Source organism: Brevundimonas diminuta 3F5N (genome assembly GCF_900163625.1).
Classification (GTDB): Bacteria; Pseudomonadota; Alphaproteobacteria; order Caulobacterales; family Caulobacteraceae; genus Brevundimonas; species Brevundimonas diminuta_A.
The window spans coordinates 1-25281 of sequence record NZ_FUIE01000008.1 but is presented as its reverse complement, the minus strand read 5'-3'; the positions used below and the strand labels follow the sequence as shown (position 1 = coordinate 25281).

Annotated in this window: 21 protein-coding genes and 1 tRNA gene; 10 read left to right on the top strand and 12 right to left on the bottom strand. The window is 68.1% G+C overall.

Features of this window, described 5'->3' with window-relative positions; all coding sequences use genetic code 11:
- Nucleotides 1-191: 191 nt before the first annotated feature.
- Nucleotides 192-3047: a M16 family metallopeptidase gene (locus FM111_RS00695; protein ID WP_087138823.1), complete on the top strand. Its 2856-nt coding sequence runs from the start codon at nucleotides 192-194 to the stop codon at nucleotides 3045-3047.
- Nucleotides 3048-3100: 53 nt separating this feature from the next.
- Here the strand turns inward: FM111_RS00695 and FM111_RS00690 are convergent, their stop codons facing one another.
- From FM111_RS00690 to rlmN, 3 genes are all read right to left on the bottom strand, one after another.
- On the bottom strand, nucleotides 3101-3925 hold the full coding sequence (locus FM111_RS00690; protein WP_087138822.1) for a S1 family peptidase: 825 nt from the start codon (nucleotides 3923-3925) through the stop codon (nucleotides 3101-3103).
- A gap of 10 nt (nucleotides 3926-3935) precedes the next feature.
- Nucleotides 3936-4379, bottom strand: coding sequence for a DUF350 domain-containing protein (locus tag FM111_RS00685; RefSeq protein ID WP_003166326.1), 444 nt, complete (start codon nucleotides 4377-4379; stop codon nucleotides 3936-3938).
- Nucleotides 4380-4514: 135 nt separating this feature from the next.
- Nucleotides 4515-5678 carry a 23S rRNA (adenine(2503)-C(2))-methyltransferase RlmN gene (rlmN, locus tag FM111_RS00680; protein ID WP_087138821.1) on the bottom strand — a complete coding sequence of 388 codons (1164 nt, stop codon included), beginning with the start codon at nucleotides 5676-5678 and terminating at the stop codon, nucleotides 4515-4517.
- 296 nt (nucleotides 5679-5974) lie between these two features.
- Here rlmN and FM111_RS00675 point away from each other — a divergent pair, with 296 nt between their 5' ends.
- The 3 genes from FM111_RS00675 (at nucleotide 5975) to FM111_RS16085 (ending at nucleotide 7539) form a co-directional block, all read left to right on the top strand.
- On the top strand, nucleotides 5975-6562 hold the full coding sequence (locus FM111_RS00675) for a manganese efflux pump MntP (RefSeq protein ID WP_087138820.1): 588 nt from the start codon (nucleotides 5975-5977) through the stop codon (nucleotides 6560-6562).
- A gap of 86 nt (nucleotides 6563-6648) precedes the next feature.
- Nucleotides 6649-6876: a hypothetical protein gene (locus tag FM111_RS00670; protein WP_087138819.1), complete on the top strand. Its 228-nt coding sequence runs from the start codon at nucleotides 6649-6651 to the stop codon at nucleotides 6874-6876.
- A gap of 345 nt (nucleotides 6877-7221) precedes the next feature.
- On the top strand, nucleotides 7222-7539 hold the full coding sequence (locus tag FM111_RS16085; protein ID WP_143276010.1) for a hypothetical protein: 318 nt from the start codon (nucleotides 7222-7224) through the stop codon (nucleotides 7537-7539).
- Between the two features lie 191 nt (nucleotides 7540-7730).
- Here the strand turns inward: FM111_RS16085 and FM111_RS00665 are convergent.
- A tRNA-Met gene (locus FM111_RS00665) sits at nucleotides 7731-7807 on the bottom strand.
- Nucleotides 7808-8003: 196 nt separating this feature from the next.
- Here FM111_RS00665 and FM111_RS00660 point away from each other — a divergent pair.
- The 3 genes from FM111_RS00660 to FM111_RS00650 all read left to right on the top strand — a co-directional run bounded on the left by FM111_RS00660 (nucleotide 8004) and on the right by FM111_RS00650 (nucleotide 12887).
- On the top strand, nucleotides 8004-9233 hold the full coding sequence (locus FM111_RS00660) for a PQQ-dependent sugar dehydrogenase (RefSeq protein ID WP_087138818.1): 1230 nt from the start codon (nucleotides 8004-8006) through the stop codon (nucleotides 9231-9233).
- A gap of 238 nt (nucleotides 9234-9471) precedes the next feature.
- Nucleotides 9472-10677: an acetyl-CoA C-acetyltransferase gene (locus FM111_RS00655; RefSeq protein WP_087138817.1), complete on the top strand. Its 1206-nt coding sequence runs from the start codon at nucleotides 9472-9474 to the stop codon at nucleotides 10675-10677.
- Between the two features lie 17 nt (nucleotides 10678-10694).
- A complete protein-coding gene (locus tag FM111_RS00650) occupies nucleotides 10695-12887 on the top strand; it encodes a 3-hydroxyacyl-CoA dehydrogenase NAD-binding domain-containing protein (RefSeq protein WP_087138816.1) in 2193 nt (730 codons plus the stop codon).
- Between the two features lie 130 nt (nucleotides 12888-13017).
- Here the strand turns inward: FM111_RS00650 and FM111_RS00645 are convergent, their stop codons facing one another.
- From FM111_RS00645 to FM111_RS00635, 3 genes are all read right to left on the bottom strand, one after another.
- Nucleotides 13018-13836, bottom strand: a complete 819-nt coding sequence (locus FM111_RS00645; RefSeq protein ID WP_087138815.1) for a TIGR02186 family protein — start codon at nucleotides 13834-13836, stop codon at nucleotides 13018-13020.
- Nucleotides 13836-14759 carry a sulfite exporter TauE/SafE family protein gene (locus tag FM111_RS00640; protein WP_087138814.1) on the bottom strand — a complete coding sequence of 308 codons (924 nt, stop codon included), beginning with the start codon at nucleotides 14757-14759 and terminating at the stop codon, nucleotides 13836-13838. Before FM111_RS00640 ends, FM111_RS00645 begins: the two co-directional genes overlap by 1 nt.
- A 116-nt stretch (nucleotides 14760-14875) precedes the next feature.
- Nucleotides 14876-17680, bottom strand: coding sequence for an SEL1-like repeat protein (locus tag FM111_RS00635; protein WP_256968027.1), 2805 nt, complete (start codon nucleotides 17678-17680; stop codon nucleotides 14876-14878).
- Between the two features lie 244 nt (nucleotides 17681-17924).
- On the opposite strand from FM111_RS00635, the gene FM111_RS00630 reads away from it, so the two are divergent.
- Nucleotides 17925-18143: a hypothetical protein gene (locus FM111_RS00630; protein ID WP_087138813.1), complete on the top strand. Its 219-nt coding sequence runs from the start codon at nucleotides 17925-17927 to the stop codon at nucleotides 18141-18143.
- A 61-nt stretch (nucleotides 18144-18204) separates the two neighbouring features.
- Here FM111_RS00630 and argF read toward each other — a convergent pair whose 3' ends face one another.
- The 4 genes from argF to FM111_RS00610 form a co-directional block, all read right to left on the bottom strand.
- Nucleotides 18205-19128 carry an ornithine carbamoyltransferase gene (gene argF / locus FM111_RS00625; protein ID WP_256968026.1) on the bottom strand — a complete coding sequence of 308 codons (924 nt, stop codon included), beginning with the start codon at nucleotides 19126-19128 and terminating at the stop codon, nucleotides 18205-18207.
- Nucleotides 19129-19254: 126 nt separating this feature from the next.
- On the bottom strand, nucleotides 19255-20430 hold the full coding sequence (locus tag FM111_RS00620) for an aspartate aminotransferase family protein (protein ID WP_087138824.1): 1176 nt from the start codon (nucleotides 20428-20430) through the stop codon (nucleotides 19255-19257).
- A 134-nt stretch (nucleotides 20431-20564) separates the two neighbouring features.
- Nucleotides 20565-21479: a M20/M25/M40 family metallo-hydrolase gene (locus FM111_RS00615; protein WP_087138811.1), complete on the bottom strand. Its 915-nt coding sequence runs from the start codon at nucleotides 21477-21479 to the stop codon at nucleotides 20565-20567.
- Nucleotides 21480-21593: 114 nt separating this feature from the next.
- Nucleotides 21594-22433, bottom strand: coding sequence for an ABC transporter permease (locus FM111_RS00610; RefSeq protein WP_087138810.1), 840 nt, complete (start codon nucleotides 22431-22433; stop codon nucleotides 21594-21596).
- 234 nt (nucleotides 22434-22667) lie between these two features.
- On the opposite strand from FM111_RS00610, the gene gcrA reads away from it, so the two are divergent.
- The gene (gene gcrA, locus FM111_RS00605; protein ID WP_087138809.1) at nucleotides 22668-23207 is read left to right on the top strand and encodes a cell cycle sigma 70 cofactor GcrA; all 540 of its coding nucleotides are present in this window, start codon (nucleotides 22668-22670) and stop codon (nucleotides 23205-23207) included.
- 319 nt (nucleotides 23208-23526) lie between these two features.
- Here gcrA and apaG read toward each other — a convergent pair whose 3' ends face one another.
- A complete protein-coding gene (gene apaG, locus FM111_RS00600) occupies nucleotides 23527-23934 on the bottom strand; it encodes a Co2+/Mg2+ efflux protein ApaG (protein WP_087138808.1) in 408 nt (135 codons plus the stop codon).
- Between the two features lie 93 nt (nucleotides 23935-24027).
- Here apaG and FM111_RS00595 point away from each other — a divergent pair, with 93 nt between their 5' ends.
- Nucleotides 24028-25062 carry a 2'-deoxycytidine 5'-triphosphate deaminase gene (locus FM111_RS00595; protein ID WP_087138807.1) on the top strand — a complete coding sequence of 345 codons (1035 nt, stop codon included), beginning with the start codon at nucleotides 24028-24030 and terminating at the stop codon, nucleotides 25060-25062.
- The last annotated feature ends 219 nt before the right edge of the window (nucleotides 25063-25281 follow it).

Sequence of the window (25281 nt, the reverse complement as noted above, 5' to 3'; positions counted from 1 at the left end):
GCGGCGTAGATTCTGGCGCTCGATCCGCGCTCGGCGTGCGTGGCTCTTACTGGGTCCCCGCCTCCGCGGGGATGAGCGGTGGAAATGACGCCCCGTTTCATTACAGCTCCGTAAGGTGCGCGGCGGCTCTTCGCCCTGCTAGGCTTTCGGCGCCCGTTTCTTCGACTGCGGGCGTTGGAAAGCCGCCCCTCATGAAGAATCGTCTGATCCTGACCGCCTGCGCCTCGGCGCTGCTGCTTGGCCTGCCCGCCGCGGCCCCCGCCTGGGCCAAGGCGCCGCCTGCCGCTGCAACGACCGCCCAAGGCGGGGTCGAGGTGCCGCCGCTAGGCTTCGCCAAGCGGGTGCTGGCCAACGGCATGGAGGTCTATACGGCGCGCGACGCCTCGACCTCCAACGTCACGGTCCAGGTCTGGTATCGCGTGGGGTCGAAGGACGATCCGGCGGGCCGTTCGGGCTTCGCTCACCTGTTCGAGCACCTGCTGTTCAAGGCGACCAAGAACATGCCGTCCGAGACGTTCGATCGCCTGACCGAGGACGTCGGCGGCTTCAACAACGCCTTCACCGCCGACGACGTGACCGCCTATTATGAAGTGGTTCCGGCCAACCACCTGCAGCGCATCCTGTTCGCCGAGGCCGACCGCATGGGCTCGCTGGTCGTCGATGAGGCGAACTTCGCCTCCGAGCGCGACGTGGTGAAGGAGGAATACCGCCAGCGCATTCTGGCCAGCCCCTACGGCCGCCTGTTCGGCCTGTTCACGCCCGAGACCATCTATCAGGACCACCCCTATCGCCGTCCGGGCATCGGCTCGATCGAAGAGCTGGACGCCGCGACCCTGGACGACGTGCTGCGCTTCCACGCCACCTACTACCGGCCGGACAACGCCATGCTGATCGTGGCGGGCAATTTCGATCAGGCGCAGCTGGACGGCTGGGTCGACGAATACTTCGCCCCGCTGAAGCGTCCATCGACGCCCATGCCCGCCAATGATGTGAAAGAGCCCGAGCCGACCGGCCCGCGCACCGCCACCTATTACGCGCCGAACGTGCCCCTGCCCGCCGTGGCCCTGGCCTGGAACACCGTGGCCTATAAGGACGCCGATCGCGCGGCCCTGACGGTGCTGGACGGCATCCTGTCGACCGGCGAAAGCAGCCGCCTGTACCGCTCGCTGGTCTATGACAAGCAGATCGCCGCCTCGGCCGGCTCCAACCCCGACTTCGCCCAACAGGCGGGCAATCTGGCCGCCTACGCCATCATGGCGGGCGGCGAGACGGTCGAGACCGGCAAGGCCGCGCTGGAGGCCGAGATCGCGCGCCTGCGCGACGAACCCGTCACCGCCGCCGAACTGGCCGAGGCCAAGAACGAACTGGTCGCCGACGCCCTGCGCGGCCGTGAAAGCATCGACGACCGCGCCACGACCCTGGGCATGGCGCTGATCATGACCGGCGACGCGACGGCCGCCGACCGCGAGATCGCCGAAATCCAGGCCGTCACCGCCGCCGACGTGCAGCGCGTGGCCCGCCGCTATCTGACGCCGCAGCGCCAGATCACCATCAACTACCTGCCCGCCGACGACGCCAATGCGCCCAGCGAGCAGAAGAAGAACGTCGACGCCCCGGTCACAGTCGCTTCCCTGGCCCCGGCCGGTCCGGTCGCCGTCCTGCTGCCGGAGGCCGAGCGCGCCCGCCTGCCCCAGCCGGGGCCGGAGGTATCGCCCGCCACCCCGGCCATCGCCGACTTCCGTCTGGACAACGGCCTGCGCGTCCTGGTCGCCCCGACCCAGGGCCTGCCCCTGGTCTCGGCGCGACTGAACTTCAACGCCGGCTCGGCCCATGATCCGGCGGGCAAGCCGGGGGTCGCCTCCATGACCGCCGCCCTGCTGACCCAGGGCACGACGACCAAGGACGCGCCGGAAATCGCCACCGCCATCGAACAGCTGGGCGCCAGCATCGGCGCGGGCGCGGGCGCCGACTTCACCAATGTCTACGCCAATGCGCCCAAGGACGTGTTCGGCCGCACCCTGACCCTGATGGCCGATCTGGTGCGCAACGCGACCTTCGCCGCAGAAGAGCTGGAGCGTCAGCAGTCCCAGACCCTGGACGGCCTGCGCGTGGCGCTGAGCCAGCCCGGCTCCATCGCCGGACAGGCGGTCGGCCGCGTGATCTACGGCGCCGCCCCCTATGGCGCGCCGGGTTCGGGCACGGTGAACAGCATTCCCGCCCTGACGCGCGACGACGTGGCGGTGTTCCACTCCGATCGCTTCCGTCCGTCGCAGGCGACCCTCGTCTTTTCGGGCGACGTGACCCCGGCCGAGGCTCGCGCCCTGGCGGACGAGGCCTTCGGCGACTGGCGCGACGCCGGTCCCGCACCGGCCGCCATCGACAAGGCGGGCCAGACCTTGGCGCCGCGTGTCGTCGTCATCGATCAGCCGGGCGCCGGTCAGGCGGCGGTCGTCGCCGCCATCCGCGGCGTCAGCCGCACCGACGCCGACTTCTTCCCGCTGACGGTCGGCAACACCTTGCTGGGCGGCGGCTATTCCTCGCGGCTGAACCAGAAGATCCGCATCGAGAAGGGCCTGTCCTACGGCGCCGGATCATCGCTGGGCGCGCGGGCGGACGCGGGCGTCTTCACCGCCTCGACCCAAACCAAGAACGAGTCGGCGGCCGAGGTGGTCGATCTGATGCTGGCCGAGATCGCCAAGCTTGGCGACGCCCCGGCGACCGAGACCGAACTGGCCCCGCGCCGCGCCACCTTGATCGGCGCCTTCGGCCGCTCGCTGGAGACGGTCGACGGCCTGGGCGGCCTGGTCGCCAACCTGGCCCTCTACGACCTGCCCATGAGCGACCTGGCTGACTACGCCGGGCGCGTCCGCGCGGTCACGCCGCAGCAGGTCGAGGCGGCCTTCGCCGAACACCTGCCGACCGACCGGGCCAGCATGGTCGTGGTCGGCGACGCCTCCAAGTTCATCGACGCCCTGCGGGCCAAGTATCCGAACGTCGAGGTCATTCCGCTGACCGATCTGAACCTGGACAGCGCCTCGCTGAAGTAAGGCCAAGAACGCCTCCCCTCATGGGGAGGCGTTTTTCGTTCAGGTCGCCAGGATCAGGTCGTCAGACACACCACCTGGGCGACACGCAGATCCTGACGCAGCCGGTCGGAGACGGCGCCGTAGTTCTGGGTCGTCACGGCCTGGCCCAGGGCGGCTTCATCGGCGCGTTGCTGGGCGCCGACCGTGGGCACGAAGGTGTCAGGGGCCGTGGTGTAGATGCGGCCGCGCCGGGGCGACTCGGCGATGGTCACGCCCAGCACCCGCCCGCGACGGTCCAGCACCGGCGCACCCGACAGGCCCGACAGCGTGCCCTTCAGCCCCCGCGTGCGGCCGGCCTCGGCCCAGGCCAGCACCGGCTCGTCATAGGAGCGGTGGCCGCGGATCTTCAGCGTCTCACGGCCGATCAGGCGCGAGGCCACCTCGCCCGGCCGCCCTTGAGGGAAGCCGGGGTGGAAGGCCCGCTGGCCCTTGTAGAGCGGCGCCTGGGGCGCGATCGGCAGGGCGGGCGGCCCGCCGTCGGTCAATAACAGGGCCACGTCCGCCCGCGCGGCCAGGCGCACGTCGGCGGCCAGGGCGCGAGTCTTGTCGATCACCAGCGCGGGTTTGCGGCACCCTTCGACCACGTGGCGGGCGGTGATCCAGCGGCCGTCTCCAGCGATGGAGAAGGCCGTGCCCGACACCGGCTCATGCTCGTCCGAGGTGTCGACGGTGACAGACGGATCAAAGGGGGTGATCGGTCCCAGCAGAGGCCCCGTCGCCTCATCGTAATGGAAATCATGCGGCGCGTCGGCGCGCTCGCCCCGGTTCAGGGACGCAATCAGGATCACGCCGATGACGGCGGCGTATATGGTCCAGTCGGGAAGATGGGGAAAGCGCAAGGCCGCCCCCTCAACCCGTCAGGGCGGCCGCCAGGATCAAGGCGGTCGACAGCTTGGCCCCGGCCAGGACCACGGCGGCGGAGGTTTCGCCCTTCTCTATCCGTTGCGGCAGGCCGTGCAGCAGGAAGTCGACGACGCGGAAGGCCAGCAGTTGCAGCACCACCGTCGCCACGCCCCAGATGGCGATGTCGCGGATCGAGGTCGACACCGACAGGGACACCGCCAGCGGGATGGCCAGACCGACCAGCACCCCGGAAAAGGCCACGGCGGCGGCCGGATTGCCTTGCCGGATCAAGGCGATCTCGCGCCACGGCGTCAGCAGGGCATAGACCGCCGCCCCCGCCGCCAGCAGGCCGAACGTCACCGCCAGGTGCAGCATCAGAATCGGAAAGCCCGTCGCGAACGCCTGGAGTTCAGGAGTCGACAGAACGCCCGGCAACGACGAGGTCTCCATGACGACGAACCCTAGCCTCCCAGCCTAAAGGGGAACGAAACCAAAACACCCTTGCCCGAAAGCCTGACCGTTCCGCTAGGGCGCCCGCGCCACAGTCGGCGGACAAAGCGTCCGACCGGGCGGGCGGCGGCCCTCTCAGGCCGCGTCAGCCTCTTCGCGCTCGGCCTTGATCCGCGCGCTGGCCCTCAGCTTCTCGCTCTCGGACTTGAGCTGGCCGCAGGCGGCCAGGATGTCGCGGCCGCGCGGGGTGCGGATGGGGCTGGCGTAGCCCGCCTTGTTCAGGATGGCGGCGAAGGTCTCGATCGTCTTCCAGTCCGAGCACTGATAGTCGGTGCCGGGCCAGGGGTTGAACGGGATCAGGTTCACCTTGGACGGAATGCCCTCGATCAGCTTGATCAGGGCGCGCGCCTCGGCCGGGCTGTCGTTGACGCCCTTCAGCATGACGTATTCGAACGTCACCCGGCGCGCGTTGGACAGGCCGGGATAGGCGCGGATGGCGGCCATCAGCTGATCCAGCGGATACTTCTTGTTCAGCGGCACCAGTTGATCGCGCAGCGGGTCGTTGGTGGCGTGCAGGCTGATGGCCAGCATGGCCGCCGTGCGCTCGCCCAGGGCGTTCAGCTGCGGCACGACGCCCGAGGTCGACACCGTGATCCGGCGCCGCGACAGGGCGATGCCCTCATTGTCGGAGATGATGTCGATGGCGTTGGCGACGTGGTCCAGATTGTAGAGCGGCTCGCCCATGCCCATGAAGACGATGTTCGACAGGCGGCGGTCTTCCTTGGGCGAGGGCCACTCGTCCAGATCGTCGCGGGCCACCTGGACCTGGGCCACGATCTCGGCCGTGGTCAGGTTGCGGACCAGCTTCTGCGTGCCGGTGTGGCAGAAGGTGCAGTTCAGGGTGCAGCCGACCTGGGACGAGACGCACAGGGCGCCCGCCCGGCCCACGTCGGGAATGTAGACGGTCTCGATCTCGATGCCCGGCGCCGTGCGGATCAACCATTTGCGCGTGCCGTCCTTCGACACCTGGCGCTCGACGATCTCGGGGCGGGCCAGGGTGAAGGCCTCGGCCAGCTTGGCGCGCGTGTCCTTGCCCACGTCGCTCATCAGATCGAAGTCGGTCACGCCGTAATGGTGGATCCAGCGCCACGCCTGGGAAGCGCGCATCTTGGCCTTTTCGGGCGGGCAGATTTCAGCGTCGATCAGGGCCTGGCGCAGCTCGTCGCGCGTCAGACCGCTGAGGTTGACGGGCGTCTTTACCGGGGCGCTGGCGCGCGTGAGATCGAGCGAAATGCTCAAGGGCGGATGTCCTGCGGCGAAGGGTGAAGCGGCGGCGTCTAGCACAGATGGGGCGTCTTGTCGCCTTTGGCCATCTGCGGGTTGATAGACTCGGAACGAGGCGCTAGAGGGGCGGCCGTTGGGGAGTAGCTTCCGGCATATCCCAGCCGGGGTCGCGTCAACACACTTGTTCCTGTCTTCAGGGGCATGGCGCGATCAGCGGATCACCTCCGCCTAGCGAGACCAGCATGCTGCACCTGCGGGGCCGGCCCGCGCGTGGAGCGTGCTGTCATGCGTCCGGCCGAGTGTGTTTTCCCATGATGTCCCCCGTCGCCATCGCCGTCCTGTCCGTCAGCATGTCCGCCGACGCCTTCGCCGCCGCCATCGGGCGCGGCGCCCAGCACCGGCCGACGGTGCCCCAGGCCCTGCGCTCGGGCCTGGTGTTCGGCGTGATCGAGGCGATCACCCCCCTGATCGGCTTCGCCCTGGGCGTGGCGGCCGCCGGCTTCGTCGCCGCCATCGACCACTGGATCGCGTTCGGCCTGCTGGGCGCGGTCGGGGCCAAGATGATCTGGGAGGCGCTGAAGCGTGAAGACGAAGTCGAGGCGGCTGCCCCCGGCGGCAAGGCCGCGTCGCGCGGCCTGCTGGCTCTGGTCGCCACCGCCGTCGGCACCTCAATCGACGCGGGCGCGGTGGGGGTCGGCCTGGCGCTGCTGGACGCCAACATCTGGCTGATCGCCGCCTGTATCGGCTTCACCACCTTCGCTTTGGCGACCTTGGGCCTGCTGGTCGGCAAGGCGGCGGGCACGCGCCTGGGCAAGATCGTCGAACTGATCGGCGGCGTCGCCCTGATCGCGCTAGGCCTGAAGATCCTGCTGGAGCATCTGGGCGTTCTGGCGGGCTGAGGCGGGCGCCTGAAGCCTAGCCTTGCTCCGAGACGGATTCAGGAGGATCATTCCGTCTCGCCGCTCACCGGCTGAAGGAGACCGCCATGCGCGCCCCCCTGTTCCTCGCCGCCGTCCTCCTCGCCCCGCTGGCGCTCGCCGCCTGCGCCTCGGGCCGCCCCTTGCCGACCTATCAGCAGGAGATGGACAAGCTGGACGCCGAATGCCGCGACCGCGGCGGCATCATTTCGCCTACCGGCCGTCAGACCGGCCGCCCGCAGACCGACTATGTCTGCAAGATCACCGGCGGCGCCTCGCGGATCCCGCAAAGCTAAGGCGTCATAGGCGCGAAGCGTCGTCCAACTCGCCTGTAGCGGCCTTGGTGCGGAGCCCTCAGGTTCCGCTACGCGCCTCGTCGCCCTTCACCGGGTGGCGGAACGTTTTTCGTTTCTGGTGCGCCTCAAGCCTGACTGACGGGCATAAGAAAACCCGCCTGCCACATTGGGACTCAGACGGGCCTAATGAGCCGAAACTCACATTTAAAATAGGGACGCGAACCCGGATTGCAAGGCGTCAAGCTTCGGGCTCCGCCAAACAGTGTTCACGCAAATGTTAGTTGTTGGAAGACCGGTGTTTTTTAACTTGGCCAAGCGGCAATGGCGCCGCTTGGAGTGACTGATATGTTCAGAAAGATGATGGCTGTCGCCAGCCTCGCCGCCGTCGCTGCCGCCAGTTCGTTGGTTGCGCCGACAGCAGCATCAGCGAAAACGAGCGCAGGTCAATTTGCTGCAGAGCAATGCGGCAACGGCTATTGGGCGGTACTAGAGTATCCGAGCTACGATGAGTGCTACGCGTTCGCCGTTCAATACTACATCCAGCAAACACGCGGTGGTGGCGGCAGCGGCGGCGGCGGCATGACCTCGCCCGGAGACATCCCTGGCTACGTTCCTGGCCAAGGGTGCGGCGCCACGCGCATTCCCTGCAACCCTGCGAATTAACCGCACTTCGCCCAAAGCTCGGGGTGAAATCCAGGCCCGCTCTCTTCGGAGGGCGGGCAGAGAGGAACATTCTCCGGGGCTATTCTGGGATTTCACTCCCGGAGCGGCCCGCTTGGTCCACAAATGTTCTCATAGCGATCGAGCTCTCAGATTTGAGAGGCTGACTAAGTCTTTGATTTAAAAGAAATCCGTGGTGGTTGGAGGCGGGATCGAACCGCCGACCTGTGGGTTATGAATCCACCGCTCTAACCATCTGAGCTACCCAACCCCTTACGGAGCATCGCGCCGGATCGAGAACGACCCCTGAGCGCGAGAGGGGTGCGTATATCGCCGCCTTCTCTCCGGTTCAAGCCGCTTCGATATGGATTTCGTACGGGACTATCGGTCGCGGCGCGTTTCGGCTCGCGCAAAGCGCGACGAGACGGCATCCTGACCGTCCAAAGCCACGCTGTTCAGGAGCCGCCATGCGCCCCGTCCTCTTCGCCGCTTCCGTCGCCGCCCTGGCTCTCGCCGCCTGCGGGGCCAATGGTCAGGATGAGGCGCCGTCCGCCGCCACCGGCGCGCCGGTCGAAACCCGCCCGCCCAACAACCCGGATCAGAAGCCGGCCGTCGAGGGCCAGACCCGCGCGCCGTCGGTCAGCACCACACTGGCCATGCAGCACACGGTCGTGGCCGAGGGGCTGGAGCACCCCTGGGGCCTGGCCCTGCTGCCGGACGGCCAGTGGCTGGTGACGGAGAAGCCCGGTCGGATGCGCGTCGTCAGCGCCCAGGGCCGGATCGGCGCGCCGATCAGCGGCCTGCCCGCCGTGGCGGCGCGCGGTCAGGGCGGCCTGCTGGACGTGATCCTGAGCCCGACCTTCGCCCAGGACCGGATGATCTACTGGTCCTACGCCCAACCGCGAAACGGCGGCAACGGCACGGCCGTGGCGCGCGGCCGCCTGTCCGACGACCTGAGCCGCGTCGAGAACGTGCAGGTCGTCTTCCAGGTCAAGGACACCTATGACGGGGACAAGCATTTCGGCTCCTCCCTGGTCTTCGGCCCGGACAGCAAGCTCTACATCACCATCGGCGAGCGGTCGGACAAGCCGATGCGGCCGACGGCCCAGAGCCTGGCCTCGCACCACGGCAAGGTCATCCGCATCAACGCCGACGGCTCGGTCCCGGCCGACAATCCCTTCGTCGGCCGCAATGACGCCCTGCCCGAGATCTGGTCCTACGGCCACCGCAACCCGCAGGGCATCGCCGTCCAGCCGGAAACCGGCGCGGTCTGGAGCATCGAGCACGGCACGCGCGGCGGCGACGAGCTGAACCTGGAGAAGGCGGGCGCCAACTACGGCTGGCCCGGCGCGGCCTACGGCATCGAATACAGCGGCGACGCCATCCCCGGCGCGACAACGACGCAGGACGGCACCGTCCAGCCCGTCTACTACTGGGATCCGGTGATCGCGCCGGGCGGCATGGCCTTCTACGACGGAGCCATGTTCCCCGGCTGGAAAGGCGACGCCCTGATCGGCGGCCTGGGCGGCAAGCATCTGGTCCGTCTGGTGCTGCAGGACGGCCGCGTGGTCGGCGAAGAACGCCTGCTGACCGGCCTGGGCGAACGCATCCGCGACGTGGCGGTGGCCCCTGACGGCGCCGTCTGGGTCGTGACGGACGAGGAGAACGGCAAGCTGGTGCGGCTGGCGCGCCGCTGAGGCTGAGACGACAGGGCGGGCCGCGCGAAACGGCCCGCCCTTTTCACATCCGACGACCTCACGCGCCTTGTTACTTGACGTTGACGTAAACGTCGGCTTTCTAGCGACCTGAGTTTCAATTCCAGACGCGATGATCGGACCTCTCCGCTCGTCACACCGCCCAAGACGCCAACCCGTCCCTCATGCAGCGAGGCGCCGCGCGCCGAGCGATAGGGACACTAGAGAAGAGAGACGCTCCATGGCCGACGCCTATATCTACGACGCCGTGCGCACCCCGCGCGGCAAGGGCAAGAAGGACGGCAGCCTGCACGAGATCACCGCCCTGAGCCTGGCGACCCAGGTTCTGGAGGCTCTGCGCGACCGCAACGGCCTGGACACCACCAAGGTGGACGACGTGATCCTGGGCTGCGTCTCGCCGGTGGGCGAGCAGGGCTCGGACATCGCCCGCACCGCCGTCCTGTCGGCCGGCTGGGGCCAGGAGACGGCGGGCGTGCAGATCAACCGCTTCTGCGCCTCGGGCCTGGAAGCCGTGAACATGGCCGCCGCCAAGGTGAAGTCCGGCGAGGCCGACATGGCCGTCGGCGGCGGCGTCGAGGCCATGAGCCGCGTGCCCATGGGGTCCGACGGCGGCGCCTGGCCGACCGATCCCTCGGCGGCCTTCCCGACCTATTTCGTGCCGCAGGGCGTCTCGGCCGACATGATCGCCACCAAATACGGCTTCAGCCGCGACGACGTGGACGCCTATTCGGTTGAAAGCCACAAGCGCGCCGCCCAGTCCTGGGCCGAGCGCCGCTTCGACCGGTCGGTGATCGCGGTCAAGAACCAGCTCGGCCTGACCCAGCTGGACCGTGACGAGACCATTCGTCCGAAGACGGACATGCAGACCCTGGGCGGCCTCAACCCTTCCTTCGTCATGATGGGCGGCATGGGCTTCGACGCCGTGATCAACCAGCGCTACCCCGAGGCGGCGGGCGTCAACCACGTCCACACGCCAGGCAACTCGTCCGGCATCGTCGACGGCGCGGCGGGCATCCTGGTCGGCTCCAAGGAGATGGGCGAGGCCCTGGGCCTGAAGCCGCGCGCGAAAATCCTGGGCGGCGCCTCGATCGGCTCCGAGCCGTCGATCATGCTGACGGGCCCCGAGCCCGTGACCCGCAAGCTGCTGGGCAAGCTGGGCATGCAGCCGGGCGACATCGACCTGTATGAACTGAACGAGGCCTTCGCGGCCGTGGTGCTGCGCTACATGCAGGCGCTCGACATTCCGCACGACAAGATCAACGTCTGCGGCGGCGCCATCGCCATGGGTCACCCGCTGGGCGCCACCGGCGCCATGATCCTGGGCACGGTGCTGGACGAGCTGGAGCGCTCGAACAAGTCCACGGCCCTGGCCACCCTGTGCATCGGCGGCGGCATGGGCACCGCCACCGTCATCGAACGCGTCTGATCCGGGAGCGAATGACTATGGAAAACTTCAAGATCGACATCGACGCCGACGGCATCGCCACGGTCGCCTTCGACGTGCCGGGCCGTTCGATGAACACCCTGACCTCGGCCGTCATCGCCGAAATCCCGGCTCTGGTGGAGAAGATCAAGACCGACGACGCCATCAAGGGCGTGGTCCTGACCTCGGGCAAGACGACCGGCTTCTGCGCCGGGGCGGACCTGGGCGACATGGCCTCGGGCATGCTGGCCGGCGGCGGCGACCTACAGAAGGCGTTCGACACCGGCTGGGCGCTGAACGGCGCCTTCCGCCAGCTTGAGACCTCGGGCAAGCCGGTGGCTGCGGCCATCAACGGCCTGGCGCTGGGCGGCGGGCTGGAGTTCACACTGGCCTGCCACTATCGCGTCGTCGAGAACGACCCGAAAATCCAGCTGGGCCTGCCCGAGATCAAGGTCGGCCTCTTCCCCGGCGGCGGCGGCACCCAGCGCCTGACGCGCCTGATCGGGGTGCAGACCGCCCTGATGCAGATGGCCGAGGGCAAGTCCTGGCGCCCCAACGACGCCAAGGGCGCCGGCGTCGTCCATGAGGTCGTCGAAAAGGGCCAGTCGGTCGCGGCCGCCAAGGCCTGGATCAAGAACGGCGGCAAGGCGGTCCAGCCGTGGGACGATCCCAAGTTCAAGATCCCCGGCGGCGGCCCTTACCACCCGGCGGGCGCCCAGGTCTTCATCATGGGCAACGCCATCCTGCGCAAGCAGTCCTACGGCAATTATCCGGCCGTGCTGAACATGATGAAGGCCGTCTATGAAGGCGTGCAGGTGCCGATCGAGGCCGGCCTGCGCATCGAGACGCGCTACTTCATCAAGACCCTGATGACGCCGCAAGCCCAGGCCATGATCCGCAGCCTGTTCCTGTCCAAGCAGGAGCTGGACAAGGGCGCCGTGCGCCCGGCGGGCGCGCCCAAGTCCGATCCCAAGAAAGTCAGCGTCCTGGGCGCCGGCATGATGGGCGCGGGCGTCGCCTATGTTCAGGTCATGGCCGGCATCGAGACCGTGCTGATCGACCAGACGCAGGAAGCCGCCGACAAGGGCAAGGCCCACGTCGAGGAGCTGCTGAAGAAGCGCCTGTCGCGCGGTCAGATGACGCAGGAGAAGTTCGACGCCACCCTGGCCCTGGTCACGGCGACGACGGACTATGACCTGATCAAGGGCTCGGATCTGGTCATCGAGGCCGTGTTCGAGAACCGCGAAATCAAGGCCGACGTCACCAAGCGCGCCGAGGCCCAGCTGGCTGAAGGCGCCGTGTTCGGCTCCAACACCTCGACCCTGCCGATCACCGGCCTGGCCGAGGCCAGCGTGCGGCCGGAGGACTTCATCGGCATCCACTTCTTCTCGCCCGTCGACAAGATGATGCTGGTCGAGATCATCATGGGCGAAAAGACCGGCGACGCGGCCCTGGCCAAGGCGCTGGACTATGTCCTGAAGATCAAGAAGACGCCGATCGTCGTCAACGACAGCCGCGGCTTCTACACCTCGCGCTGCTTCTCGACCTTCCTGATGGAAGGCATGGCCATGCTGGAAGAGGGCTATTCGCCCGTGCTGATCGACAACGTCGGCCGCATGACCGGCATGCCGCGCGGCCCGCTGGAGATGCACGACGACGTCGCTCTGGACCTGTCGTACAAGATCGCCAAACAGACCCGCGAGGATCTTGGCGACAAATACGTCCCGACCGAGGGCGAGCAGATCGTCGCCACCATGGTCGAACAGGGCCGCTACGGCCGCAAGAACGGCAAGGGCTTCTACGACTACGACCAGAAGCCCAAGGTCATCTGGCCCGGTCTGGCTGAACTGGCCCCGACCACCAAGGGCGACGCCTTCGGCGAAAGCCCCGAGGCGTTCAAGGCCATCGACGAGCTGAAGACCCGCCTGCTGTATCGCCAGGCGGTGGAAGTGGCTCGTTGCTGGGAAGAGGGCGTCATCGACGACCCGCGCGAAGGCGACCTGGGCGCCATCCTGGGCTGGGGCTTCGCGCCCTGGACCGGCGGCCCCATCACCTTCATGGACCAGACCGGCCTGAAGACCTTCGTGGCCAAGGCTGATGAACTGGCCGCCAAATACGGCGACCGCTTCAAGGTCCCGCAGCTCCTGCGCGATATGGCCGCCAAGGACGAAACCTTCTACGGCCGCTTCGCGCCGCAGACGAAGGCGGCCTGAGGCTCAGCTTCAGACTGAAACGAAAGGGCGGCCTTCGCAGGCCGCCTTTTTTGTTGGCGCTATACTCGCAACGCGGTCGCTCGCTGCTTGAGCGCAGCCCCCAAACCTTCGTCGGGATGAGCGGGAGTATCTACCGACTCCGGAACACCCGCGACGCCGCATAACCCGTCATCGCCGCCAGCAGCACGCACAGCACGCCGTAGCTCCACGGGCGGTTGTGGGCGAACTCATAGATGTCGCGCTCTAGCCCCACCTTCTCGACCGTCAGCGTCAGGTTGGACACCGACACCGGCGTCCCCTCCTGAAACAGCCAGACCTCGGCGTAATATTTCCCAGTCGGCGCCACGGCAGGCAGTTTGACCTCCGCGCGGAACAGGCCCCGATCGACGAACTCCACCCCCTTGGGGTCGGTGTCATAGAGGGCCGCCGCCTCCTTCAGCCGGATCACGGCGCGGCGCCAGTCCAGATAGTCCTCGCCGAGGCGGCTGATGACCACGTCGCGCACGCCGTAACGGGTGACGGTGCGGGCCTCTTCCGGCGCATCGATGCGCAGGTGATCAACCCCCACGCCCAGACGGCGCAGCTGGCCAAAGTCGGCGATGTCGCTGAGCGGCCGCGTCGAGGCGGTCATGTAGAAGCCGGGCGCCCCCTCGAACAGCACCGGGCGGCTGTTCAGCCAGACCCCCATGTTGCGCGTCTTCTTGACCAGGCGGACCGGGGCGTCGGGGCCGCGCACCACCACCACAACGTCCGCGGGCGTGTCGCTGGGGTTGAAGACGGCGCCGTAGAGGACGATCGACGCCCCCTTGAACCCCGAGTCCACATCCACCCGCGCATCGGTCAGGGCGGCGGCGACCCGCACCTCCTCGGTCGTGACGGCCGAGCGTTCGATGATGATCTCGGGCGCGGCGGCGACGGGCGGCGGCTCGGGCGGCAGAACCTGAAACATCAGTCCGCCACCCCCGGCGCCAGCAGGAACAGGTCGCTGGGCCGCACGAACAGCTCCAGCCCCATCTGAATGCCGACCAGCAGGACGATCAGCCCCAGGGCGGCGCGCATCTCTTCGGCGCGGAAGCGACCCGACAGCTTGGCGCCGTACTGGGCCCCCACCACCCCGCCCAGCAGCAGGATGGTCGACAGGACGATGTCCACCGTCTGGTTGCGCCCGGCCTGCAGCACCGTCGTGATCGCCGTGGTGATGATGATCTGGAACAGGCTGGTGCCGACGACCACGCTGGCCTTCATCCGCAGCACATAGAGCATGGCCGGCACCAGGATGAAGCCGCCGCCCACCCCCATGATGGCCGACAGAATCCCTGCGAACACGCCCAGGCCGAAGGGCGGAATGGCGCTGATATAGAGGCCCGAGCGCGGGAAGCGCATCTTGAACGGCAGGCCGTACAGCCACATGGGGCGACGACGCTCTTTCCGCGGCGGGGTCTCGCCCCGAACCCGGTGCAGGATCTGCGTCAGGCTTTCGTACAGCATCATGCTGCCGATCGAGCCCAGGAACAGCAGATAGGACAGGGCCACCACCAGGTCGGCCTGCCCCAGCAGGCGCAGGTAGCGGAACAGCTCGACGCCCAGCACGGCGCCCAGCGCCCCGCCGACGGCCATGATGCCGCCGATACGGTAATCGACCGCCTTCATGCCGGAATAGCGGATGACGCCCGAGGTCGAGGAGGCCACGACGTGGCTGGCCTGGCTGGCCACCGCCACCGTCGGCGGGATCCCCAGAAAGACCAGAACCGGCGCCATAAGAAAGCCGCCGCCGATGCCGAACAGACCGGACACGAATCCGACCAGCGCCCCCAGCAAAACCAGGAGCGGCCAGTTCACCGAGACTTCGGCGATCGGCAGGTAAATATCCACGGCACGCGCCTTCGGCTGGAAGGACAGGCAATCGGCGCCGGAAAGGCGACTAGGCTTCCGGTCTTAGCGGCCCCTGCGGCGAACCGCCACCCCCGGTTGAACGCATCGTGCGTCGATCAGACGACCGGTTCGGCGGTGAAGGCGTCGGCGGCCTCGCGCGCCGTACGGCGATCGGCCGCCGACAGGCCCGAGGTCAGACGCTGGACCGAAGCCAGAGCCTGCTGGTCGCCGCGTCGCGCCGCAATCATGTACCACTTGAAGGCCTCGACCCGATTGGGGGCTACGCCCTGATCGCCCTTCTCCAGAAGCTGGGCGACATTGTACTGGCTGTCGACGCGGCCGGCGCTGGCGGCCTTGGTCAGCCAGGACAGGGCCTCGGCGCGGTTCTGCGTCCCGCCGACGCCGTCATACAGCTGCATGGCGTAGAAATGCATGGCCTTGGGGTCGCCCGCCTCGGCGGCGCGGCGGGCCCAGGCGCGCGCCTCGGCCTCGTCCGCCGTCAGCCCGGCGGCGCCGTCCTGATACAGGCTGGCCAGGCGCAGCTGCGCCGGGGCGTAGCCCAGGTTGGCGGCGCGGGTCAGAGGCTCCAGCCCGCCGTCGTCGCCGTTGTCCAGCATCTGCACGGCGCGCGCGAACAGGCCCGCGCCCTCGGTCGCCGCCGCATCGGGCGACGGCACGGCGTCGGCGGGCGCGGCGTCCAGCGCCAGGGCTGCGATCGGCGTCGCCGTCTCGGCAGGCGCCGCGCTGTCGCTCGAGGTCGGCGCCAGTGTGAAGCCGCCGGGCAGGGTCAGGCCCGAACCGCCCGCCACCTGCAAGGTGGCGTAGCCGCCGACGACGCCCAGCGCCGCCACAGCCATGGCGCCCAGCGCCGTGCGCATGGTCGAGCTTTGACGGCCGGCCTGCTTGTCCAGACGCTCCTGCAGCTTGGACTTGCCGCCGCGCTTGGCGAGGCCGAAGGCCTGACGCGGCGCCGCGTCGTCTTCCGGCGTCATGGCCGCACGGGCGGCGTCCAGCACGTCGCGGGTCGAGGCCGCAGCGGGTTCCTGAGCCTGATCTTGAGGCGTGACGAAATCCAAGTCGGCCGAGAAGTCGTCGGCGTCCGCCGCCTCATCCAGATCGAACGGCTGGCGGTCGACGCCCTGATCGGCTGTGGCGTTCAGGATGTCGCTGACGTCCGCGCCGCCGAACAGATCTTCGTCCTCCAGAGGCGCCGCGTGCGGCCAGGCGTCAGCCGCGACCCGGCCGAACGGCGCCGCCGTCTTCGGCTCGGCTTCCAGAAGTTCGGTGTCCAGCGGATCGCCGAAGATGTTCTCGGCGCCCGATGCGAAATCCGACACGGCCGCCGGGATATCGCCCGCGTCGCGGGTCAGAGGGTCGGCGGACCAATCCTCGACCGGGTCGGCGAAGGCGGTCGCACGCCAGTCGCTGCTGGCGGTTTCAGCCGGCGTCCAGGGCGCGGGATCGAGGCTGTCCAGCGGCGGAGCGCGACGCGGGGCGCGCTCGCCGCGCTGCTCCATGCTGTCGCGGGCGTCGGCCAGCAGGCGCGCCGTGCGCTCCTCGCTCTGACGCATCCGCTCGGCCAGATCGCCCGAGGCGCTCTCGTGACGCTGATGCATCTTGTCGGTGCTTTCCGACAGACGGCGGCCGATGTCGTCCAGAGCCTGGGCCGAGCGACGCTCGGACTGGGCGATGCGTTCGCTCAGACGATCCGAAATGCGAGCGATCTCGCCGCCCAGCCGCTCCAGCGCCAGGGCGTGCTGGTCGTCGGCCCGCGTCAGGCGTTGGTCCACCGCCTCGGCGTGGCGGGCCAGATCGCGCTCCAGCTTCTGTTCCAGCGCCGTGACGCGGGCGTCGGACGGTCCGGCGCCGCCGGCTTCGACCGTCTCCACCCGACCGTTCAGGTTGCGGGCGATGCGCATGATCTCGCGGCCCATGCCGTCAACGGCGTCGACCGAGCGCTGCTCGGCGGCGCGGGCCTGTTCGCCGATGGCGGCCAGGGCGCGTTCGATGCGATCGACGCGGCCTTCGGTCTCGGCCGCGTCGAGGCGGCGGATCATTTCGGTGCGGCTGGACTCGACCTGACGCGTCAGGCTCTCGGCCAGTTTCTCGAAGCGCGAAGCTTCGCGCGCATGGTCCGGCTCGATGCGGCGCTCGGCGTCGCGCATCCGCAGGTCCAGGGCGGCGAACGACCGCTCCAGCCCCTTCAGCGCATCAGAAGTGCGCGACTGCGCGTCGTCCAGACGCACGCCGACCTGCGACAACAGGGAGGTTCCGGCGCCTGGCCCAGCCGTCTTCTCGACCGCCTCGATACGGTCGCGCAGTTCGCTGACGCCCGCGCGCTGGCGCTCGTCCATGTCGTAAAGGCGGGTGGAGACTGCGGTCAGCGCCGCGTCCAGCTTGTCCAGCCCTTCGCGCGCCTCGGTCCCGGCGTCCTGCTCCAGACGGCGCAGGCGACGATGGCCCTCGCGCAGTTCTTCGGCGATGTCGTCGATGCGGCGCGCCTTGGCGACTTCGACTTCGTCTTGTTTCTCTAGCCGGCGCACCAGACCGGCCACAGCCTGGTCGATGCCCTGGATCGCCAGGGTCGAGCGGCGCTCGGCCGCTTCCAGACGCTCGGCGATCACTTCCAGCGAAGCGCCCATGCGGCCCAGGCTCTCATGGCGGCCCACGCCTTCATACCGATGCGCGTCCTCGCCATAGACGTCGTCCAGGCGGCGCGAACGGCTGCGGCGGTCATAGGGGTCCGGAATGGGCGACCGGCGCGGCAAGGTGGCGACGCCGTCGTCCTCGTCCGGCTCGTCCATGATCATGGAATTCAGCCACTCGCCCAGGGTCATGCCCGAACGTCGCGCCAGATCCTTGGCGATCTCGCGCGCCTTGGGATCGATGCCCTTCACGCTCCACGGCGCCGCTGCGGTCACTGATTCGCCTCCCGACCCATGACGCGAACGGTATCCTTCCAGATAAAGCGTGTAAACGTGTCGTTAACCGCAAGATGTGGCGCCTCATCGCGAAGCGCCGACGGCAGCCGACACGGCGCTGATGCGCCTGACATGGTTAATGCCGCGTTTAGATTAACCGCGCATCAAGAAATACGGCCACGCTGGAAATCCTGCACGTCCAGCGGCTTGCGTCGCGGCCTCGGGCGCCCCAACTGCCGCTGTCATGGACGCTACGCTCACCCTGATCCTGCTGATCGCCTCGATCGCCATCGTCGTCTTCGCCGGATGGCGAGGGTCGCGGCCGACAGACATCATGCGCGGGCCGCGCATGATGCCGTGGCGTTTCATCATGCTGCTGTTCGCCGCCCTGGTCTTCTTCCTGCTGATCCACCTGATGGCGGAGCTCAGCGGACGGCCGCTGCCGTCCGCCACGTCGTTCTAGCCGGCGGGTGGGCGCGCTTCGCTCGCTCGCCCTCAAGCAGCGCGAAGCGCGTTAGGGCGACCTAGAAAGCCCCGAAGCACCAAGCCAGAACCGCCTTCTGGGCGTGCAGGCGGTTCTCGGCCTCGTCCCAGATCAGCGACTGCGGGCCGTCGATGACGGCGTCCGTCACCTCCTCGCCGCGGTGGGCGGGCAGGCAGTGCAGGAAGACGGCGTCCTCGGCCGCCTCGGCCATCAGGGCCTCGTCGACGCTGTAGGGTTCGAAGGCCGCCAGGCGGGCCTCATAGTCCTGATCGCCCATCGACACCCAGGTGTCGGTGACGACGACGTCGGCGCCCTTGACCGCCTCGCGCGGGTCGCTGGTCAGGTGGACGTAGGCGCCGCCCTTCTCCAGATCGCGCAGGTCGGGGTGGTATTCCGCCGGACAGGCGACGTGCAGGTGGAAGCCGAACTTGGGCGCGGCGTGCATGAAGCTGTGGCAGACGTTGTTGCCGTCGCCGATCCAGGCGATCGTCTTGCCCTCGATCGGGCCGCGATGCTCCTCGATCGTCATCAGGTCGGCCAGGATCTGGCACGGATGGCTGCGGTCGGTCAGGCCGTTGACCACCGGCACGGTCGAGACGCGGGCGAAACGCTCGACGTCCTCGTGGTCGTTGGCGCGGATCATCACGGCGTCGACCATGCGCGACAGGACACGGGCCGTGTCTTCGACCGGCTCGCCCCGGCCCAGCTGCATGTCCGCGGCGGTGGCGATGATGGAATCGCCGCCCAGCTGGCGGATGGCCGCGTCGAAGCTGAAGCGGGTGCGGGTCGAGTTCTTCTCGAAGACCATGGCCAGGACGCGGTCCTTGCCCGGCGCGTCGGCGTCGGCGCGGCCCTGAGGCCAGCCCTTGCGCGCGCGCTTGCGGGCGTGAGCGTCGTCCAGAATGGCGCGCAGATCAGCAGCGTCCAGGCGGTGGATGTCGAGGAAGTGACGAACCATGACCAAGCCTTCTCCCTCCCCTTCATGGGGAGGGTGGTCCCGCAGGGACCGGGTGGGGGCGGCCCTGCGAAAGTCTGGAGGTAGAAGAAAGCATCCCCACCCGACCTCCCCATCTGGGGAGGAAGGAAGCGCTTAGCCCGCGATCTTGGTGCGGGCGAACTCGCAGGCCTTCTCGAACTTCTCGATGGCTTCGCGGGCCTCGTCGAGGGTGATATTCAGCGGCGGCAGGACGCGGACCAGGTTGTCGCCGCCGCCGGCGACCAGCAGCTTGGCCTCGTCGCGGGCCCAGCCCATGAACTCGCGGTTGTTCGGGACCAGTTTGACGCCCAGCAGCAGACCCTTGCCGCGCACCTCGACGATCACGTCGGGGAAGCGTTCCTTGAGGCCGTGCAGTTGCTGGGTCAGATAGCCGGCGACTTCATTGACGTTGTCCAGGATGGCGTCCGACGACACTTCGTCGAAAGCCGCCTGACCCACCGCCATCGCCAGCGGGTTGCCGCCGAAGGTCGAGCCGTGCACGCCGACCGTCATGCCCTTGGCCGCTTCCGCAGTGGCCAGGCAGGCGCCGATAGGGAAGCCGCCGCCCAGGGCCTTGGCGACAGCCATGATGTCCGGCGTCATGCCGGCCCATTCGTGGGCCCACAGCTTGCCGGTGCGGCCCATGCCGCACTGGACTTCGTCGAAGATGATCAGCACGCCGTTCTTGTCGGCCATCTCGCGCATCCAGCGCAGTTCGGCGTCCGGCGTGGCGCGGCAACCGCCCTCGCCCTGAACCGGCTCCAGGATGATGGCGGCCGTGTTCGGGTTCTCGAAGGCGGCGGTCAGCGCGGCCTTGTCGCCCCACTTCAGCTGATGGAAGCCTTCCATCTTGGGCCCGAAGCCCTCGGTGTAGCTGGGGTTGGCGGCGGCGTTGATGGCGCCGTAGGTGCGGCCATGGAACGAGCCGTCGAAGCCGTAGATGTCGATACGCTCAGGCTGGCCATTGGCGACGTGGAATTTGCGCGCCGTCTTCAGGGCGCACTCGATCGCCTCGGTGCCGGAGTTGGTGAAGAAGACGACGTCGGCGAACGACTTCTCGCACAGGGAGTCGGCCAGGGCGTCCTGCCCCGGAATCTTGAAGATGTTGGAGACGTGCCACAGCTTCTCGGCCTGATCCTTGACCGCCTGCACCAGCTTGGGGTGGGCGTGGCCGAGGGCGTTGGTCGAAATGCCCGAGACGCAGTCCAGATACTCGGTCCCGTCAGTGGACCAGAGGCGGACGCCCTGGCCGCGCTCCACTTCCAGCGGCGCGCGATTGTAGACACCCATCAGATGACCGGACACTTGGCAGACTCCATAAAGCGAGACGGTCCCGGCGCGTCTGCGACGGGACCGCTTTGGAAAAGGGCGACGAACTTGTCGGGCGCTATTTCCCCTTAGTCAACACCGCGCGGGACGCGAATTCAGCGCAGTTGCGCATCCAGCTTCTGGATCAGGGCCGCATAGGTCCGGCCCGCCAGGTCGATGGTGTGGCCCTCGACCGCCGCGATGGCGTCGTCCTTGGAGTGGATGACGCGGAAGACCTGGGGCACGAAGCCCTCGGCCAAGCCGTTGGTCTCACCGCCGTTGAAGGCCAGCCACATCTGATGGGCGCCGACTTCGTCCTGGAAGCCGAGCGAGACCACCGGCGCGCCCGCCGCCGAGAAGGCCCGGTCGTCGGACGGCGGATATTCGGGGAAGCCGACGCACTGCTGGGCGCGTTCGGCGCACAGCTCCTGCACCGCGCGGGTGACGAAGGCCGACTGCGTTCCGTTGTTCTGACCGTACATCATGGTGTCGCCATAGGCGGCGACGTCCGAGTTCACCACGGCCGCGACATTGGCGACGCCGTGCGCCTCGATCCACTTCTTCGCGCCGATCAGGCCCAGCTCTTCCTGGTCGAAGAAAATGATGCGGATGCGGTGCGACAGCGGCTCCTCGCGCAGGATCTTGGCCGCCTCGATCAGGGCGACCACCGAACCGGCGTTGTCGACCAAGCCGTCCGCCATCGTCCCGTCGCGCAGCTTCACCGCGTCATAGTGGGCGGTCAGCAGGATTTCCTTCTCGCCTTCGCCGAGGGTGACGATGACGTTGGAGCCCTGCATCGGACCAGCGCGGCCGCCGCCCTCGAAGGTCTCGACCGAAGGCGAGAAACCCTCGGCCCGCAGCTGGCCCAGCAGCACTTCCATGCGTTCGGCGTTGGACGGCTTGGCGTAGGCCCCGACCTGTTCGCGCAGATCCACCGCGCGATCCTGAGCGAGCGACGGCGCGGCCGTCAGGCAGACCGCGGCCAGGCAGATGCCGCTGACAGCGGCTTTCAGGCGAAGATGAAACAACATGGCGAGGCCCCTTTCGCGAAGGCCCCTCGCCCCGCTCTCGACGCCTTGATTAAAGCGAAATCGGTTCAGATGCGACCGCATCTGAACTCAGATCTTCGCTCACGGTCAAAGCCGTCAGCTCTTCAGCCGCCAGCCCGAACGGAACACCAGCCAGCAGGCCGCGCCCATGACCACGGTCAAGACGGCGCTCATGACCACGCCGACCACAAGACTGCCCTCGGCGTGACCGATGAACCCCGCCCGGAAGCCGTCGATCAGGTAGAAGAAGGGGTTGAAGCGGCTGATGCTGGCGAAGGGCTCGGGCAAGCTGTCGATCAGGTAGAAAGTGCCCGACAGGAAGGTCATCGGCATGACCACGAAGTTCTGCACCGCCGACAGGTGATCGAACTTCTCGGACCACAGACCCGCCAGCACGCCGACCATACCCATCAGCAGGGAGGCGATCAGGCCGAACCAGACGATCAGGGCGATGTTGGCCAGACCCAGCTTGGCGAAGGGCATGACGCACAGCGCCGTCACCAGGCCCACCGCCACCCCGCGCGTCGCCGCGCCGAGAGTGAAGCCGATCGTCAGCTCCAGCGGGCTGAGCGGCGGCGTCAGAAAATCGGTCGCCGTGCCCATGATCTTGGCCTGGATCAGGCTGGACGAGGCGTTGGCGAAGGCGTTCTGCAGGATCGCCATCATGATCAGGCCCGGCGCCACAAACTCGGCGAAGGGCGTGCCATGCAGCGGCGGCCGCGCCCCCTTCAGCGCCACCACGAACACCATCATGTAGAGCAGGGTCGTCACCACCGGCGCCGCCACCGTCTGGGCGCCCACCTTCCAGAAACGGCGCACCTCCTTCAGGTAGAGGGTGCGCAGCCCCACCCAGTTGATCCCGTCATAGCGGCGGGGCTGAGGGAGGCCGCGGGGTGCGGGGGAAGAGGCGTCGGAACCGGCGGTCAGGTGCGTCATGCCGCCTCAGATGCGACAGCCAAGCCGGTTTCGCAAGGCGTTCCACCTGTGGATGACCGCCAAGAAGTTGAGTCAAATCGGGACATTAACCATACTAGATGTAGTTTCTGTGGACAGGTGAATTCCCACATATTGCGTGTTTTAAGGGGTGATTTACGATTAGAGGCGTGATGAGGGGCCGAAATTCGGACTCCGGCACAAGATATTGAATCCGACTTCTCCCGGGAGGGCGACATGAACCCAGGCTGGACCGAAGACCGCGTCGGCGCACTGAAGAAGCTGTGGCTGGAAGGCCAGTCAGCGAGCCAGATCGCCAAGGCCCTTGGCGGCGGCGTGACCCGCAACGCCGTGATCGGCAAGGTGCACCGCCTGGGCCTGTCGGGCCGGGCGGCCCCGTCGCAACCCGCGCGCACCACCTTCCGCCCGGCGCGTCCGCGCGCCGCCGCCCCGGCCGCGCCGGTGCAGGCCCCGTCGGCCCCGCGCCGGATCGAGGCCGTGGCCCCGCGCCCCGTCGCCGTCGCCGCCGCGTCGCAGACCCCGGCGCCCGCGCCGGAACTGGCCGGCACCGCGACCGTGCTGACGCTGGGCGCTCACATGTGCAAATGGCCGATCGGCGACCCCTCGACCAGCGAGTTCAGCTTCTGCGGCCGCCGCGCCTCGGAAGGCGTCTACTGCGTCGAACACGCCCGCGTCGCCTACCAGCCCCAGGTCCGCAAGAGCGCCGGCAAGGACGCCTCGTCCGACCTGGCCCGCAGCCTGCGCCGATATATCTAAGTCTGCTATCGTTCGCCGCGCGGCGGCTCGCTACTTGAGCAGGGGAGCCGTCGCGTCGTCGACTTTCGGCCCCACGGCCGACACGAACGCCTCCTAAGGAGGCCGCCGTCCGCCCCGCCGCTTGGCGGCGGGCTCCGGGGCGGGACTGCGGTTCATCCGGGTTGACGCAGTCCCATCCCCCTCGCCTTCGGCGAGGGGTTTTTGTTGGGCCCTACCGCGCTTCGCGCTACTTGAGGGCTGACTTGTACGCCCTACCGCGCTTCGCGCTGCTTGAGGGCGAGATTGCTCTCAGCTCTTTATCCGCGGAATGTCGCCTGCCCTAGTTCAGAACGCGGCGGGCGTCGGGCACGTCCAGGCTGAAGGCCGGAATGGCGGCTTCGAACATGCGGCCTTCGGCGTCCTGCATGAAATAGGCGCCGACCATGGAGCCCGAGGGCGTCGTCAGCGGGCAACCCGAGGCGTAGGCGTAGCTGTCGCCCGCCTCGATCACCGGCTGTTCGCCGACCACGCCGGGACCGCGCACCTCTTCGACCCGGCCCAGGGCGTCGGTGATGGTCCAGCGCCGGGCCACCAGCTGCACCGGGCCGCCGCTCAGATTGACGATCTCGACCTGATAGGCCCAGACCCAGCGCCCCTCGGCCGGGTCGGACTGCCCCGCCAGATAGGAGGGACGGACGCGAACGACGACGCCTTCGGTCTCGGCGGTATAGGCAGGGGCGGAGTGCATGCGCTATATGCGTCCCGCCGTACGCGGGGTTCAAGCGTCTGTCGTCGCTGACAAGCTACACAGACGGGATAATCCGTGTGAGAACAGGACGGCATGACCCGCTTTTCCATTCCCGACCAGCCCGGCATCCTTCCCCTTCAGGGCATCGAGACCCTGATCGCGATCGGCGCCATCGCTTCCGACACCCCGTTCGACGTCGATCAGGTCCAGCCCGCCAGCCTGGATCTGCGCCTGTCCGACCGGGCCTGGCGCGTGCGCGCCTCCTTCCTGCCCGGCCAGCGCAAGGTCGAGGAGCGGATCGCCGACGTCGCCATGCACGCCATCGACCTGTCAGGCGGCTATGTGATGGAGAAGGGCTGCGTCTATATCGCCCGTCTTCAGGAGCGCCTCAGCCTGCCCAAGGGGCTGAACGCCCGCGCCAATCCGAAGAGCTCGACCGGCCGCGTCGACGTCTTCGTGCGCCTGCTGACCGATCAGGGCGGCAGCTTCGACGACGTGGACGAGGGCTATGAAGGCCCCCTCTATCTCGAGATCGCGCCCCAGACCTTCTCCATCCTGGTCAAGCCGGGCACCCGTCTCAACCAGTTGCGCCTCAAGGCGGGCGAGCCGCCCAAGCTGGAGACCCGCAGCGTCGGCGTCGACCTTCGCGCGGGCGACCACGGCGTCGTCGGCTATCGCGGCCGTCGCCACGCGGGCGTGGTCAACATGGACCACATCGACGGCCATGACCCGCGCGACTTCTGGGAGCCGCTGACCCTGCGTCGCGGCGAACTGCTGCTGGATCCGGGCGAGTTCTACATCCTGGCCTCGTCAGACGATGTCGAGATCCCGGTCGATCAGGCCGCCGAAATGACCCCGATCGACCCCTCCGTCGGCGAGTTCCGCGTCCATTACGCCGGCTTCTTCGACCCCGGCTTCGGCACGGACGAGGCCCACGGCGCCGGCTCCAAGGGCGTGCTGGAGGTTCGCACCCACGACACCCCCTTCCTGCTGGAACACGGCCAGATCGTCGCCCGCCTGGTCTATGAGCCGCTGACGGAACGGCCCTCGCGCCTCTATGGCGAGGGCGGCAGCCACTATCAGAGCCAGGGGCTCAAGCTGTCGAAACACTTCCGCCCCTGGGGCTGACTTTTCCTTCTCCCCTTGAGGGAGAAGGTGGGCGCCGAAGGCGCTCGGATGAGGGGTGTGGGTGCCGCGGTCGGCCGATCGCGGCGCTTTTCTTTCATCGACTGAACAGCCGCCGCGGCGTCGGCGCCCCTCATCCGTCATGCTTCGCACGCCACCTTCTCCCACAAGGGGAGAAGGATCACTTTGAGCGCATCAGGTCAGCTTGTTCGCCTTCCTCAG